Below are 14,653 nucleotides of genomic sequence, written 5' to 3'. Positions count from 1 at the left end.
ATTAATAGGGGAACCAGAGAAAACAAAAAGGACTTCGTCTCCAGCTAAACGTGGAATACGAAGTCCTTTTTCGTTCCGTTCACTCAGAAGCTTATGGAAGTTGAATGCTCCTTTACCATAGCGCTAGGTGTGCACCTTACCGTTCCATATTTCGACGATTGGATGTCCATATCGTATACACATACTTGTTTAAGTACTTGATAACGATCATTGATTCGAACGACCGAATATTCTACTGAGGGTAAGGGGCCAAAATCATCATCATATTTTAATTCTACGGAGGCCGTTGCCCGATCAGGCGAAGAGATATCCAAGTTTTGAATGGTAAAACCAGCAAGCGGCACTCCATCGCGATTGCCTGTCTTCATGATTTCCGTAAAATAATCATTAAATATAAGCTGGGCAGTTTCATGTGGGTTCTGCTGGAATTCGTCCACGGATCGACTTGTCTTTTCCTCTAAGGAATTAGTATTGCCATAAGCATTGGGGAATGAATACCCCGAACATAGAACAACTGCCAATGCGATAAAGAGACCGAACAAGATGGATGTATACTTTTTATTTACTAACATTTTTAACCTCCGTTTCTATATGCATGTAAACTACATAATATACGGTCTTAGAATGGATTATGTTTCATACGATCCAACGACTTGCCCAACTCCTAGCTAAATGCATTTTCTCCAAACCTTCAAACCGCGCTCCACCAATCACCATCCGTACAACCTATCGAACAATCAATCGAACAATAGAGAAAGTCTATTAGCGGGAATGCACGGCGGATGATACATTAGTAACATCCTAATCCTTACTAAGCTTATAGGAATTATTTGATTCACGAATTTAGAGGGGTGGAAACATGAGTGAACGGTTTCGGCAGGCGGGAGTCGAAGATGCAGAACGACTCCATGAAGTGATCCACGAGGCGTATTCGCTTATTCGCAAGCTCGAGCTGAAATGGCCGGCGGCGAATGCGGATGTGTCGCAGATTCGGGACAACATCGTGAACAACGAGTGTTACGTGCTGGAGGCGGACGACCGCATCGTTGCGACGATTACATTGTCCAAGGGAGACGAGGTGAAAGCAGTTACCGAGTTTCCATTCATCAAATGGTTCGCCGTTCATCCGGGCGAGCAAGGCAAAGGATACGGAGATAAGCTGCTGAACTGGGTCGAGACAGCGATCATTCGAGACAAAGTCGGCGCCGCGGCTGTGACGCTCGGAACAGCTGAGAAACATCCTTGGCTGCTGCCCATGTACAAACGCAGAGGATACGAGACCATCCGAGCGTTCGATCCGGGCAACGGCGACGGCACGATGCATCTGCTTCGTAAGGTTGTAGATGCAGCGGCGTACGCGCTGTCCAGAGAAGCGGCGGGCGAAGTTAGCGCAAGCTGATCACATTTTGTACCAACCACAACTACGAACAATCGAACCAATAAACAATAAACCATTAAACCATTAAACCATTAAACCGTTGGGGGTTATCACGATGAAGAAGATGAACAAATTCAGGAAACCGCTGCTTTACTCCGCAAGCTTGATGCTCGTACTGGTGGCTGCAGGATGCGGCTCGTCAGATAAATCGGCAAGCACGTCAGGTGCGGCGACTTCAGATGCTGGATCGTCCACTGGCAAAGTAACGAAAATCGTTGTCGGAACAGGCACAGCCTTCCCGCAAGTGTGCTTCTTGGATGAGAACGGCAAGCTCACGGGCTTCGACGTAGAGCTCGTTAAGGAAATCGACAAACGCCTGCCGGACTATGAATTCGATCTGCAGACGATGGAATTCTCGAACCTGCTGCTCAGCCTGGAGACGAAGAAGATTGACTTCGTAGCGCACGAGATGGAGAAAAACCCTGAGCGCGAGCAAAAATACTTGTTCAACAGCGAGCCGTATGCGCACTGGCGGAACAAAATCATCGTAGCCAAGGACAACGATTCGATCAAGACGCTCGATGATCTCGCTGGCAAGAAGGTGCTGACCGGCGCAACGAGCGCAGAAGCGCAAATCCTTGAGAACTACAACAAGGATCATGACAAGAAGATCGATATCGTGTACGAGAGCGGTGCGGCTAACGATACGGTCAGCCAGATTACGAGCGGTCGCGTCGATGCGACGCTAGGCGCGGACTTCACGTTGTCGCTGACCGATCCGAATGGAAAGCTGAAGACGGTTGGCGATGACCTGTCCGAGGCAGACATCCTGTTCGTCTTCCGCAAGGATGACCCGGATTCGAAGAAGCTGTCGGATGCGGTTGACGTTGCGCTGAAGGAAATCAAAGCCGACGGCACGCTCGGCAAGCTGAGCAAGCAATGGCTGGGCGGGGACTTTACAGCAGATGCGTCCAAGTAATCTGACCACACGGTCTAGCGGTCACTTAATCTAGCAACATATTAAGAAAGGGGAGAGCGCAGGATGGAGTATGGCTTCGATATCGCCTACGTGTACAAATATGTACCTAAGCTGCTGAGCACCTTGGATCTAACGCTGCTTATCGTGGCGGGGGCCATTGGTACGGGGCTGATCATCGGCTTGCTCGTGGCGCTGCCTCGTCTATACCATGTGCCGGTGCTCCGGCAGCTGTCGCAGGTTTACGTTTCCTTCTTCAGAGGAACGCCGGTACTGATTCAACTATTCCTGTTCTATTATGGTTTGCCCGAAATCTTAAAGCTGATCTATATCGACGTTACGAAAGTGCCGGTACTCTACTTCGTCATTCTCACGCTTGGCCTGCACGCGGGCGCCTTCATATCCGAGACGATCCGCGGGGCGGTCATCGCCGTCAATCGCGGACAGGTGGAGGCGGCCTACGCGGTTGGCATGACGGGTTACCAGGCTTTTACCCGAATTATACTGCCGCAGGCGCTCGCCATAGCGGTCCCGGTGTTCTCCAATCTTGTTATCGCAATGCTGAAGGAGACTTCGCTTGCCTTCACGCTTGGCGTAATGGAGATGACGGGCAAGGCGCAGTCGCTGGGCGCGCTGTCGCAGCATTTTCTCGAGACGTATCTGTCTCTCGCTATCATCTATTTGATCATCAGCATCCTGTTGGAGCGCATTCTGCTGGTTGTCGAGCGCAGGCTTCAACGGCATATGCGCCGTGACACGCCGAACAGAAACTGGCTGGGCATCCGCCGCTGGCTCCCGCTTAGACGATTAACACAAGAGCTTAATCTGGACAAAAAGGAGGTTCCGCACTATGAAGCTTGATCCTTCTTTTATCTGGACCGCGTTCGTGAAGCTGCTGTCCGCGATACCGACGACACTGGAGATTACGTTCGTATCCGTGTTCTGCGGTCTCATTATCGGTACGATAACGGCGCTTGCGCGCATCTATCGGATTCCTGTGCTTGCGCAGCTGTCCTCGGGCTATGTGACATTCATTCGTGGAACGCCGATGCTTACGCATTTGCTGCTCATTTATTTTAGCCTGCCGATGTTGATCGATGGTTTGTCCTCGGAGTTTGGGCTGGGGTGGAACTCCGCCCGCATTCCGATGATCGCCTTCGCCTTCGTATCGTTCTCGATTACAGCGGGCGCCTATATGTCGGAGGTTGTACGCTCGGGACTGTACGCGGTTGACCGGGGGCAGATGGAGGCTGCGCTATCCGTTGGAATGACGACGCCTCAGGCGCTCCGCCGAGTCGTTTTTCCGCAAGCTTTTGCTGCAAGTCTGCCGAACCTGTCCAACTCGTTGATCGGGATGCTGCATGGTTCGACGCTCGCTTTTACCGTGTCGGTCGTCGATCTGAATGCGAAAGCGCAAATCGTTGCATCAACGAACTGGAAGTTCTTCGAAGCTTACTTGGCGGCTGCGCTTATTTTCTGGGGACTGACGCTGCTTATTGAACGTATTACGGCATTCGTTGAACGCCGAATCAATGTGTACAACCGGGGAGGGGTAGCATGATTAAGCTGCGCGGCATTCGCAAATCGTTCGGCCGACAGGAGGTGCTTCAAGGCATCGACCTGACCGTCGAGAAAGGCGAGGTCGTCGCGATCCTGGGTCCTAGCGGTTCAGGCAAAACGACGCTGCTTCGCTGCATCAATTATCTCGAGAAGCCAAGTGACGGCACGATTCATATTAGCGATTTCTCCCTCGACTGCAAGCATGCGGGCAAGAAAGAGATTCATGCCCTAAGGCAGCGGTCGGCAATGGTGTTCCAGCAGTATAACCTGTTCAACCATAAGACGGCGCTCGAGAACGTAATGGAAGGGCTCGTTATTGTCAAAAAGCTGAGCAAAGACGAAGCTCGCAAACGGGGTATTCAGCTTCTGGAGAAAGTTGGACTCGGGGCGAAGCTTGATTCCTATCCGAGCCAGCTGTCCGGCGGTCAGCAGCAGCGTGTCGGCATTGCTCGGGCGCTTGCGCTTGAGCCGGAAGTGATTCTGTTCGATGAACCTACCTCCGCGCTTGATCCAGAGCTGGTCGGCGAGGTGCTGGCGGTTATACGCCGCATTGCGAAGGAAGGCATCACGATGATCATCGTGACGCATGAGATGGGCTTCGCGCAGGATGTTGCCAATCATGTTGTATTTATGGATGGCGGCGTCATTGTGGAGGAAGGCCCTCCATCCGAACTGTTCGTCAATCCGAAAGAGGAGCGGACGAAGCAGTTCCTGAAGCGGTACACGCCGGAGTTCAGCTACTCGATCTAACTTGGGAGGGAATACGATGACGATTGCAATCAGTATATTGGATCAAAGCCCGGTGTATCCCGGCGAGACGAACGAGCAAACATTCGCTCATACGCTGACACTGGCTCAGAAGGCTGAGGAACTTGGCTTCCGCCGTTTCTGGGTTTCGGAGCACCATGACTCCGACTATGTAGCCGGTTCTTCGCCGGAGGTGCTTATTTCATACTTGTTAGCCAAAACGAATCAAATTCGCATCGGCTCAGGCGGCATTATGCTGCAGCATTACAGTCCGTATAAGGTGGCGGAAAACTTCCACGTTCTAGCAACGCTGGCGCCGGGCCGCGTGGACCTTGGCGTTGGCAGGGCGCCTGGCGGACTGCCGCGCAGTACGCAGGCACTCCAGAAGGGCGTGTCCGATCCGCAGACGCTGACGGACAAAATCACCGAGCTGCGCGATCATGTCGCCGGCGGGCTGAAGCTGCCGGAAGGCGACCCGCTTGCTGGCTTGCGGGCAACGCCGATTCCGTCGGTTGCGCCGGAGCTGTATTTGCTCGGAGCATCGGATAGCAGCGCAGAGCTCGCTGCAAGCCTTGGTTTGCCTTATGTGTTCTCGATCTTTATCGGAGGCGACGAGCAGGCGGGGGTCGATTCGATCGTGAAGTATCGCAATCAATTTAACTACGAGCATGGAACGCAGCCGCATGCCATCCTCGCCTTAACGGCAATTGTAGCGGATACGGATGAAGAGGCGATCAGTCTTATTCCTCCGAACAAGCTGGTTAAAGTGTATTTGGCTGACGGCCGTAAAGTAACGCTTGGCACGGTCGAACAGGCGGAAGCCTACGGCCAGCAATCCGGCCAACCGTATACGATTGATGAGAAGGATGCCCAAGTGACGGCAGGTTCCAAGGAGACGGTAAGAAGCAAGCTCCTTGCCTTGCAAGAGGCCGCGGGTGTGGATGAGTTCATTATTACGACGAATATTGCGCCTTTCGAGCAGCGGATTCGGTCCTATGAGCTGCTGAGCGAGGCTTTCACGGAAGTTAAAGCATAACAGAGTATTGGTTTGGAGAGGGAGGCGCACGGATGAGTAACGAACAAGAGCTTCTTAGCGCGGCGTCGCTGGCAAGTCGACTAAGCGACATTCGCAGAGAGCTGCATCGCTACCCGGAGCTGTCGAACGAGGAATTCGAGACGACGGCCCGCATACGGCGATGGCTTGAAGCAGCCGATATCCGAATCGCCGATTATCCGCTGCGCACCGGCATTGTTGCGGAGATCGGAGGACAGAACGGCGGCCCGATTATCGCGCTGCGTGCGGATATCGATGCACTTCCGATTCAGGAGGAGACCGAACTGCCCTTCGCTTCCGCTATCCCAGGCGTGATGCATGCCTGCGGCCACGATTTCCATACTGCGTCAATCTTAGGCGCAGCGTATTTGTTGAAGGCGCGGGAAGCGGAGCTGACTGGGACGGTGCGGCTGTTGTTCCAACCAGCTGAAGAGAAGGCGGCTGGCGCGCGGCGCGTCGTAGAGAGCGGTGCGCTGGAAGGCGTTCGGGCTGTCTTCGGTTTGCACAATAAACCGGATCTGCCCATCGGGACGATCGGCATCAAGGGCGGGCCGCTTATGGCTGCGGCTGATGGCTTCGTGGTCGAAGTGGAAGGCAAAGGTTCGCATGCTGCAGTACCATCAGCTGGCAATGATCCGATCGTTACGGCAGCGCATATCGTGACGGCGCTGCAGTCGATCGTCAGTCGCAATGTGAATGCGCTGGACAGCGCGGTCATCAGCGTGACGAAGCTTCACAGCGGAACGGCATGGAACATTATTCCGGAGAAAGCCGTGCTGGATGGCACGGTCCGCACGTTCGATGAAGAGGTGCGGCGCCTTGTACTGAGGCGATTCGATCAAGTTGTTCAAGGCGTAGCAGCGGCGTTCGATACGAAAGCTTCGGTCCGTTGGATCGAAGGGCCGCCGCCGGTAAGCAACGACGAGGCGCTTGCCGCACTGGCATGGAAGGAAGCTGAAGAGCTTGGTTTGCTCCCGATTGTGCCTGTGCCATCGCCTGCTGGTGAAGATTTCGCCGTTTACCAGCAGCATGTGCCTGGGCTGTTCGTGTTCCTCGGCACCGAAGGTCCGCATGAGTGGCATCACCCGGCCTTCGATCTAGATGAACGCGCGCTGCCGATCGCAGCTGATTTCTTCGCTGGCATTGCGGTTCGTGCACTGGCAGGGCTTGCTGCCCAGGACGCAGCTGTTGTGGGCTCTGGCGAAGGAGCGGTGCTCGGATGAGTGGATCGGAAGCCGCGACGTCTATCTATGATGTTGTGATTGTTGGCGCCGGCTCGATGGGAATGAGTGCTGGTTATCATCTGGCAGCCAGCGGTTTGCGGACACTGCTGATCGATGCATTTGATCCGCCGCATAACGAAGGCAGCCATCATGGCGAGCCGCGGCTCATTCGGCATGCTTACAGCGGAGGCGAGAGCTATATTAAGCTTGCGCTGCGAGCACAGCAGCTGTGGGAAGAAGCCGAAGCGCTGACAGGCGTGAAGCTGCTGGAGCGGTCCGGCGTGCTGAATATAGCGGACTCCGAGCTGTATTCGTTCCGCGGTCGGTCGGATGATGCTGAGAAGCTGGGCGTCGCGACCGAACTGCTGAATGCCGATGAAATTCGGCATCGATGGGCGGGGTTGACGCTGCCTGATCGATTCGAGGCAATGTATGAGCCGAATGCCGGCTATCTGTACAGCGAGCGATGTGTTGCTGCTTATCGTTCCCTTGCATTGGCGCATGGCGCCGAGCTGCTTGTGAATACAGCGGTGACGGGAATTACCGCTCGCGAAGGCAGCGTGACGGTTCATACGGCGCAAGGCGATTATGATGCGGGAAGCGCGATCTTAAGCGCAGGCGCTTGGTTCAGCACGCTTGCTCCGTTCGTACAGCTGCCGATTCGAGCGGTTCGGAAGGTTGTCGGATGGTTTGATACGCAGGGCAATGATTATGATGCCGGACGGTTTCCTGGTTTTACGTTTGGGTCATCGCTTGGCGGTTTCTATGGCTTCCCTAGCATTGGCGGAGCGGGAGTTAAGATCGGTCGCCACGATGGCGGGGCTGCTTGGCAGCCTGGTGAGGCGGCGGCTCCATTCGGCGCTTACGCGGAGGATGAAGATGATCTGCGTGCGGCGCTAAGGGCGTTTATGCCTGCTGCTGAAGGCAGATTGCTGCGAGGCGCCGTTTGCAAATACGAGCTGACGCCGGATGAAGGCTTTATCATCGATCATCATCCAGAGCATCGACATGTTTACATAGCCGGGGGCTTCTCCGGCCATGGATTTAAGTTTTCAAGCGCTGTGGGCGAGCTGTTGTCGGACCTTGTACAAGGGATTAAGCCAGCAGCGACAGATATTCGCACGTTCTCGCTGGCACGATTCTCGTCGCCGGTGTCATCGGCAAGCCATACTTAATTGGAGGGAAACGAAATGAGTGAAGTGAACATTCAAGCGTATCTGGATACGCATCTTCAGCTGACCCAGGCGATTGCCGGATTAAGCGAGGAAGAACTGAAATGGAAGCAGACGGAGGCCAAATGGAGCGTAACGGAAGTGCTCGCTCATCTCGCCGATCACAATATCGTCGTATCGTTCCGCATTCGTGATATTCTGGCGGGTACGCAGGCACGACTGCCGGCTTTTGATCAGGACCAATGGGTCGCTGGTCAGCACTCGAACGATGGCAATGCAGATGACATACTCGCGCTCTTCTGGTCGCTTGTTCAATATAACGGACTGCTGTTTGCGCGATTGAACGAGCAGGACTGGGATAAGACAGGCGTGAATTTCAAAGGCGAGACCGTTCGCGTTCGCGATATTGTGCGCGGGTTTACGAATCATGTCCATCACCATATCGGACAGATCGAACGCATCAAGAACGCCTATCGGAATCAAGACGTTGCGGCATCATCGGAGGCCTCGCTTACTGAGACGGCTGCTTCGGGATCATCCTGCTCGATTAGTTCAGTGCCCGCAACAGATTCCTCATCCTCTTGCTCGATATCGTCGGCATCTCCTGCCGCGTCTTCGTGCTCCGTCGCGCCGGCATCCGCGCAAGGAGGGAATGTCTAATGGCACAGCGCAAACAATTGAAGCTGGGCGCTATGCTGCACGGCGTCGGCAGCAGCACGTCCTTATGGCGGCATCCGGAGATTCAGTCTGATGCCAGCGTTAATTTTGAACTGTACAAATCGTGGGTGGAGAAAGCGGAGGGCAGCAAGTTTGACCTCGTGTTTATTGCCGACGGTTTATATATTAACGAGAAATCGATTCCTCACTTCTTGAACCGTTTCGAGCCTCTGACGATTCTTAGCGCACTTGCTGCGGTCAGCAAGAAGATAGGACTCGTCGGCACTTTGTCGACGTCTTATAGCGAACCTTTCACGGTTGCGCGCCAATTCGGATCGCTTGATACGATCAGCGGCGGACGCGCCGGCTGGAATATCGTGACTTCGCCTCTCGAGGGCTCCGCGCTGAACTTCGGCAAGAAAGAGCATCCCGATCATGCCAAGCGGTATCGGATTGCGACGGAGTATTTGGAAGTGACGCGCGGTCTATGGGATTCATGGGAGGACGATGCGTTCGTGCGCGATAAGGCGTCCGGCGTATTCTTCGATCCGGCGAAACTGCATGCGCTGAATCATGAAGGCGAGTTCTTCTCGGTCAAAGGGCCGTTGAACATCGCTCGTTCGAAGCAGGGCCATCCGGTTATTTTCCAAGCGGGCTCCTCAGAGGTTGGGAAGGATTATGCGGCGAAGCATGCGGATGCGATCTTCACGGGACATGAGACGGTCGAAGAAGCAATCGCGTTCTACCAGGATGTGAAGCGCCGTGCGGCAGGTTTCGGACGGAATGCGGACGAAGTTCTTGTATTCCCGGGCATCGGTCCGGTAATCGGCAGCACGGAGGAAGAAGCTGAACGCAAATACCAGGAGGTCGTCGAACTCGTATCGCCTGAGAATGCGCTTCTTTATCTTGGCCGTTACTTCGAGCATCATGATTTCTCGCAATATGAGCTGGATGCGCCATTCCCTGACCTTGGTGATCTTGGACGCAACAGCTTCCAGAGCACAACGGATCGCATCAAATCGGTTGCGAAGGAGAAGGGTTTAACGCTGCGCCAAGTGGCGCTAACTGTTGCGACGCCGCGTCCTGCTTTCATCGGCACGCCGGAGCAGGTGGCGGATAAAGTACAGGAATGGTTCGAAGCGGGTGCTGCAGACGGCTTCATGGTCGGGTCGTCGGTACCGCACGGTCTCGAAGATTTCATTGAGCAAGTAGTGCCGATTCTGCAGGCGCGCGGGCTGTTCCGTACCGAGTATGAAGGCGATACGCTGCGCGGCAATCTTGGATTGCCGATTCCAGAGAATCGCTATGCGAAGTCGGCCGAGCGGGTGTGAGCTTGAGTTTACGGGAGACAATCGAGGCTGCCGGGTGGGAGGAAGCGCAGGCGCTCCGCAGTATGCTGAATTTCGCAGATTCCCTTCACGAAGAGCTTGTTGCTATTCGGCGGGATCTGCATGGGCATCCTGAACTGCTGTACAGCACGGACCGCACAGCGAGTATCGTAGCGGGGTTGCTGGAGGAGTGGGGGCTGCATGTCGTGACAGGCGTTGGTCCGCATTTCGGCAAAGGCGTGGTCGGTACGCTGCGCGGGTCGCTGCCGGGCGGAAGGACGATTCTGCTGCGCGCAGACATGGATGCGCTGCCGATCCAAGAGCTGAATGAGATCGACTATCGATCCGAAGTCGATGGCGTGATGCATGCTTGCGGGCATGACGCGCATACGGCAATGCTGCTTGGCGCCGCGAAGACGCTTGCTGCTCATCGGGACCACTGGGCGGGTGAAATCCGCTTCGTCTTCCAGCCTGCGGAGGAAGGCGCGCTGCCAAGTCCGCTGGATGGACGGCTGCTCTCGGGCGGGCGAGACATGATTGAAGCAGGCATACTGGACGGTGTCGATCGATGTTATGCGCTGCATGTGTGGCCGGAGCTTGCCGCGGGAACGATCGGCATTCACGAGCGTTATGCGATGGCGGCTTCTTCGCATTTTCATGTAACGCTGCAAGGGAAGAACGGTCATCATAGCACGCCGCATCTCGCTGTCGACGCGATTCAGATGACAGCGGCATACATTCAGGCGATCAATGGCCTAATGGCGCATGGTGTCGATCCAACCGAATCGGCGGTGCTTGCGTTCGGGACGGTTCAGGCGGGAACGGTGATCAATGCGATCGCAGAACGAAGCGTCATCTCGGGTACGTTCCGCGCATTCAGCAAGGAGACAGTAGCTGCGATTACGGAGGGACTGCATCGCCATGCGCAGGCAGTATCGCTGTCGTATGGCGGCTCTTATGAGCTGTCGTTTCGCGAAGGCATTGCCGTCGTCAATGATGCAGAGGCAGTACGGGAAGTCATTCGTAGCGGGGCTGCAATAGTAGGACGAAGCCGTATGCTGCAGTTGGATGCGCCAAGTCTTGCGGGCGAGGATTTCGGTTGGTATCTCGAACGCGTGCCGGGCGCATTCATTCTGCTCGGCTGCGGCAACGCCGAGCAGGGCATTACCGACGGACTGCACCGCCCGCGGTTCAATCTGGACGAATCCGTGCTGACGCACGGGGTGAAGCTGCTTGTTCACCTCGTCGTGGACGGACAATAAAGATGAAACACGATGTTCGAATAGACCAGCCAGAGTGATCTGGCTGGTTTTTTGGGTTCTTTAATTCAATTCAAATGGCAGCGATAAGAGACGCCGAAGGCTTGTCGAGCTTATCCGATAGATTATCGCTAACGCTCCATAGAAGAGATTGATAACGCATTGTGCAGTCGAAACTCGAATGGTAAAGTATTGCAAGATAAATTCGCACTAAACAGCTAGGTTAATATAAGATTCGTTCCGCTCCGCTGAGCTTATAAAATTGAAACAATGAGGTGCATGATCATGTCAAACAAGGGGAATAAACGAATACTCAGACTAGGGGTTGCTATTCACGGTGTAGGCGGGGGCACATCGGGCTGGAGACATCCTGACATCCCTTCCGATGCAAGCGTCAATATCGGTTTCTACAAGCAGCAGGCGCAGAAAGCAGAGGAAGGCAAGTTCGATTTCGTATTCATCGCGGACGGCTTATACATTACGGAGAAATCGATTCCGCACTTCCTGAACCGGTTCGAGCCGATCACGATTTTGTCGGCGCTGGGCACCGTGACGAGTCGGATCGGGCTGGTCGGCACGCTGTCCACCTCGTACAGCGAACCGTTCACCGTAGCGCGCCAATTCGCCTCGATCGACCACATTAGCGGCGGGCGTGCCGGCTGGAACGTCGTAACGTCTCCGCTGGAAGGAAGCGCGCTTAATTTCGGCGGCAAGCCGCACCCTTCGCATCCTGACCGCTATCGGATCGCAGAAGAATATTTGGAGGTAGCGAAGGGGTTGTGGGATTCATGGGAGGATGACGCGTTCATCCGAGATAAGGAGAGCGGCGTCTTCTTCGATCCTGAGAAGCTGCACCGTCTTAATCATAAAGGCGAGTTCTTCGCCGTGCAGGGTCCGCTGAACATCGCGCGTTCGAAGCAAGGTCAGCCGGTGATCTTCCAGGCAGGCTCGTCGGACAGCGGCCGCAATCTGGCAGCGAAGACGGCAGACGCCGTATTCACAGGACACGAGACGCTGGAGGAAGCGCAGGCGTTCTACCGCGATGTGAAGGAGCGGGTGGCGAAGGAAGGACGCAATCCGAATCACACGCTGATTTTCCCAGGCATCGGTCCGATCATCGGTCGTACGCAGGAGGAAGCGGAAGCCAAGTATCAGCAAATCGCGAGCCTCGTGACGATCGAGAATGCACTCGACTATCTGGGCCGGTTCTTCGAACATCATGACTTCTCGCAATACGAGCTGGATGCGCCGTTCCCGGATCTGGGCGATTTCGGCTCGAACAGCTTCCGAAGCACGACGGATCGCATCAAACAACGCGCGAAGGAGCACAATTTGACGCTCCGAGAGGTTGCGCTGCAGTCGGTGACGCCGCGCAACGCATTCATCGGCACACCGGAGCATGTGGCAAATCTGGTGCAGCAGTGGTTCGAGGAGGAAGGCGCGGATGGCTTCATTATCATGTCGAGCTATCCGGGCGGTTTGGATGATTGGGTGAACTTGGTTGTGCCGATTTTGCAAGAGCGCGGCCTATTCCGTACGGAATACGAAGCGGACACACTGCGCGGTAACCTGGGCATTCCAGTGCCGGAGAATCGTTATGCGACAGTTCGGAAGCAGGCGGGCGCAGCAGCAGTGAACTAAGAGCTGTTGAATTCGGAATAATGAAGCCGAATGGTCATCCTGCAATCGGGTGGAATAACCTGGGACTTGATTTACCTACCCGGTAATCAAGTCCTTTTTAATATGGCGGGGGGCTTGCGGCAGCTTATCCGATAGATCATCGCGAACTGTCTATAGAAGAGATCGATAATGCATTGTGCGGACCAAATCGGGGTGATAGAGTATTGCCAAGGTTAATTCCTACTAAACAGATAGGGGAATATAATATTTACTCCGTTAACGGAGATTATTTCAAATAAACCATAAGAGGTGTTCATAAACATGGCGAACAAATCGAAGAAACGTGAACTCAAGTTAGGCGCAATTATCCATGGTGTAGGCGGGGGCACATCGGGCTGGAGACATCCCAATATTCCATCGGATGCGAGCGTTAATATCGGCTTCTATAAACAGCAGGCGCAGAAGGCGGAGGCTGGCAAGTTCGATCTAGTGTTTATCGCAGATGGATTGTATATCACGGAGAAATCGATTCCTCACTTCCTGAATCGCTTCGAGCCGATCACCATCTTGTCCGCGCTTGCGACAGTTACGGAGCATATCGGGCTGGTTGGTACATTGTCTACATCATATAGCGAACCGTTCACGGTATCGCGCCAGTTCTCATCCATCGATCATATTAGCGGCGGCCGTGCTGGCTGGAACGTTGTTACGTCGCCATTGGAAGGAAGCGCGCTTAATTTCGGCGGCAAACCGCACCCTGAGCATTCCAAGCGGTATCAGATCGCAGAGGAATACCTCCATGTAGCCAAGGGGCTGTGGGATTCATGGGAGGACGACGCCTTTATTCGCGACAAGGAAAGCGGTGTATTCTTCGATCCTGAGAAGCTGCACCGTCTCAACCATAAAGGCGAGTTCTTCGCTGTACAAGGTCCGCTGAACATCGCGCGTTCGAAGCAAGGTCAACCGGTGATCTTCCAGGCAGGCTCATCGGAAAGCGGCCGCAATCTGGCGGCGAAGACGGCGGATGCTGTATTCACGGGTCATGAGACGCTGGAGGAAGCGCAAGCGTTCTACCGCGATGTGAAGGAGCGGGTGGCGAAGGAAGGGCGTAACCCTGATCATACGCTGATTTTCCCAGGCATCGGTCCGATCATCGGCAGCACGCAGGAGGAAGCAGAAGCGAAATATCAGGAAATTGTAAGTCTCGTTACGATCGAGAATGCGCTTGATTATCTAGGCCGTTTCTTCGAGCATCATGACTTCTCGCAATATGAGCTGGATGCGCCATTCCCGGAACTCGGCGATCTAGGCTCGAACAGCTTCCGCAGCGGAACGGATCGTATCAAGCAGCGCGCGAAGGAACTGAATTTAACGCTCCGCGAAGTGGCGCTCCAAGCGGCAACGCCTCGCACCGCATTCATTGGCACGCCGGAGCGTATTGCCGATCTGGTGCAAGAATGGTTCGAGGAAGAAGCGGCGGATGGCTTTATCATCGGGTCTGGCCTGCCTGGAAGCTTGGATGATTTCGTTGACTTGGTCGTTCCAATCTTGCAAGAACGCGGCGTGTTCCGTACGGAGTACGAAGCGGATACGCTTCGCGGCAACCTTGGCCTTCCAATTCCAGAGAACCGCTATGCGGCAGCCCGCAAACAGACGGGTGCAGCTGTTAATTAACCGAT

Annotated in this window: 14 protein-coding genes; 13 read left to right on the top strand and 1 reads right to left on the bottom strand. The window is 54.6% G+C overall.

The genetic code is table 11. The features are described 5' to 3' along the window. Nucleotides 1-83 precede the first annotated feature (83 nt). On the bottom strand, nt 84-572 hold the full coding sequence (locus H8B09_RS22740) for a hypothetical protein (protein ID WP_191205880.1): 489 nt from the start codon (nt 570-572) through the stop codon (nt 84-86). 287 nt (nt 573-859) lie between these two features. On the opposite strand from H8B09_RS22740, the gene H8B09_RS22735 reads away from it, so the two are divergent. From H8B09_RS22735 to H8B09_RS22675, 13 genes are all read left to right on the top strand, one after another. Beyond that, nucleotides 860-1,399 (top strand): GNAT family N-acetyltransferase, encoded by a 540-nt coding sequence (locus H8B09_RS22735; protein ID WP_191205879.1) that lies wholly within the window; start codon nt 860-862, stop codon nt 1,397-1,399. A 94-nt stretch (nt 1,400-1,493) separates the two neighbouring features. Further along, entirely contained in the window at nt 1,494-2,357 is an 864-nt protein-coding gene (locus tag H8B09_RS22730; protein ID WP_191205878.1) for a transporter substrate-binding domain-containing protein, read from the top strand. A 63-nt stretch (nt 2,358-2,420) separates the two neighbouring features. Continuing rightward, nucleotides 2,421-3,215: an amino acid ABC transporter permease gene (locus H8B09_RS22725; RefSeq protein WP_191205877.1), complete on the top strand. Its 795-nt coding sequence runs from the start codon at nt 2,421-2,423 to the stop codon at nt 3,213-3,215. Beyond that, entirely contained in the window at nt 3,205-3,915 is a 711-nt protein-coding gene (locus H8B09_RS22720; protein ID WP_191205876.1) for an amino acid ABC transporter permease, read from the top strand. The genes H8B09_RS22725 and H8B09_RS22720 overlap by 11 nt, the downstream gene beginning before the upstream one ends. Then, nucleotides 3,912-4,664 carry an amino acid ABC transporter ATP-binding protein gene (locus tag H8B09_RS22715; protein WP_191205875.1) on the top strand — a complete coding sequence of 251 codons (753 nt, stop codon included), beginning with the start codon at nt 3,912-3,914 and terminating at the stop codon, nt 4,662-4,664. Before H8B09_RS22720 ends, H8B09_RS22715 begins: the two co-directional genes overlap by 4 nt. Nucleotides 4,665-4,680: 16 nt before the next feature. Further along, nucleotides 4,681-5,697, top strand: a complete 1,017-nt coding sequence (locus H8B09_RS22710; protein WP_191205874.1) for an LLM class flavin-dependent oxidoreductase — start codon at nt 4,681-4,683, stop codon at nt 5,695-5,697. Nucleotides 5,698-5,729: 32 nt separating this feature from the next. Beyond that, nucleotides 5,730-6,938 carry an amidohydrolase gene (locus tag H8B09_RS22705; protein ID WP_191205873.1) on the top strand — a complete coding sequence of 403 codons (1,209 nt, stop codon included), beginning with the start codon at nt 5,730-5,732 and terminating at the stop codon, nt 6,936-6,938. Next, complete coding sequence (gene solA / locus H8B09_RS22700) at nt 6,935-8,113, top strand: N-methyl-L-tryptophan oxidase (RefSeq protein WP_191205872.1); 1,179 nt, start codon at nt 6,935-6,937, stop codon at nt 8,111-8,113. Before H8B09_RS22705 ends, solA begins: the two co-directional genes overlap by 4 nt. Before the next feature lie 15 nt (nt 8,114-8,128). Next, a complete protein-coding gene (locus H8B09_RS22695) occupies nt 8,129-8,770 on the top strand; it encodes a DinB family protein (protein WP_191205871.1) in 642 nt (213 codons plus the stop codon). After that, entirely contained in the window at nt 8,770-10,098 is a 1,329-nt protein-coding gene (locus H8B09_RS22690) for an LLM class flavin-dependent oxidoreductase (RefSeq protein WP_191205870.1), read from the top strand. Before H8B09_RS22695 ends, H8B09_RS22690 begins: the two co-directional genes overlap by 1 nt. Before the next feature lie 2 nt (nt 10,099-10,100). Next, on the top strand, nt 10,101-11,357 hold the full coding sequence (locus H8B09_RS22685; protein WP_224753895.1) for a M20 metallopeptidase family protein: 1,257 nt from the start codon (nt 10,101-10,103) through the stop codon (nt 11,355-11,357). A 282-nt stretch (nt 11,358-11,639) separates the two neighbouring features. Next, nucleotides 11,640-12,995 (top strand): LLM class flavin-dependent oxidoreductase, encoded by a 1,356-nt coding sequence (locus H8B09_RS22680; RefSeq protein ID WP_191205869.1) that lies wholly within the window; start codon nt 11,640-11,642, stop codon nt 12,993-12,995. Nucleotides 12,996-13,295: 300 nt separating this feature from the next. Then, entirely contained in the window at nt 13,296-14,648 is a 1,353-nt protein-coding gene (locus tag H8B09_RS22675; RefSeq protein WP_191205868.1) for an LLM class flavin-dependent oxidoreductase, read from the top strand. Nucleotides 14,649-14,653: the final 5 nt, after the last annotated feature.

Source organism: Paenibacillus terricola (assembly GCF_014779765.1).
GTDB lineage: Bacteria > Bacillota > Bacilli > Paenibacillales > Paenibacillaceae > Paenibacillus_T > Paenibacillus_T terricola.
The sequence above is the reverse complement of the archived record's forward strand: the minus strand, read 5'-3'. Positions and strand labels throughout refer to the sequence as shown.

Bases quoted from the DNA above. Each gene is read 5' to 3' on its own strand.
- H8B09_RS22740 (WP_191205880.1), bottom strand. From the start codon at position 572: ATGTTAGTAAATAAAAAGTATACATCCATCTTGTTCGGTCTCTTTATC.
- H8B09_RS22735 (WP_191205879.1), top strand. From the start codon at position 860: ATGAGTGAACGGTTTCGGCAGGCGGGAGTCGAAGATGCAGAACGACTC.
- H8B09_RS22730 (WP_191205878.1), top strand. From the start codon at position 1,494: ATGAAGAAGATGAACAAATTCAGGAAACCGCTGCTTTACTCCGCAAGC.
- H8B09_RS22725 (WP_191205877.1), top strand. From the start codon at position 2,421: ATGGAGTATGGCTTCGATATCGCCTACGTGTACAAATATGTACCTAAG.
- H8B09_RS22720 (WP_191205876.1), top strand. From the start codon at position 3,205: ATGAAGCTTGATCCTTCTTTTATCTGGACCGCGTTCGTGAAGCTGCTG.
- H8B09_RS22715 (WP_191205875.1), top strand. From the start codon at position 3,912: ATGATTAAGCTGCGCGGCATTCGCAAATCGTTCGGCCGACAGGAGGTG.
- H8B09_RS22710 (WP_191205874.1), top strand. From the start codon at position 4,681: ATGACGATTGCAATCAGTATATTGGATCAAAGCCCGGTGTATCCCGGC.
- H8B09_RS22705 (WP_191205873.1), top strand. From the start codon at position 5,730: ATGAGTAACGAACAAGAGCTTCTTAGCGCGGCGTCGCTGGCAAGTCGA.
- solA (WP_191205872.1), top strand. From the start codon at position 6,935: ATGAGTGGATCGGAAGCCGCGACGTCTATCTATGATGTTGTGATTGTT.
- H8B09_RS22695 (WP_191205871.1), top strand. From the start codon at position 8,129: ATGAGTGAAGTGAACATTCAAGCGTATCTGGATACGCATCTTCAGCTG.
- H8B09_RS22690 (WP_191205870.1), top strand. From the start codon at position 8,770: ATGGCACAGCGCAAACAATTGAAGCTGGGCGCTATGCTGCACGGCGTC.
- H8B09_RS22680 (WP_191205869.1), top strand. From the start codon at position 11,640: ATGTCAAACAAGGGGAATAAACGAATACTCAGACTAGGGGTTGCTATT.
- H8B09_RS22675 (WP_191205868.1), top strand. From the start codon at position 13,296: ATGGCGAACAAATCGAAGAAACGTGAACTCAAGTTAGGCGCAATTATC.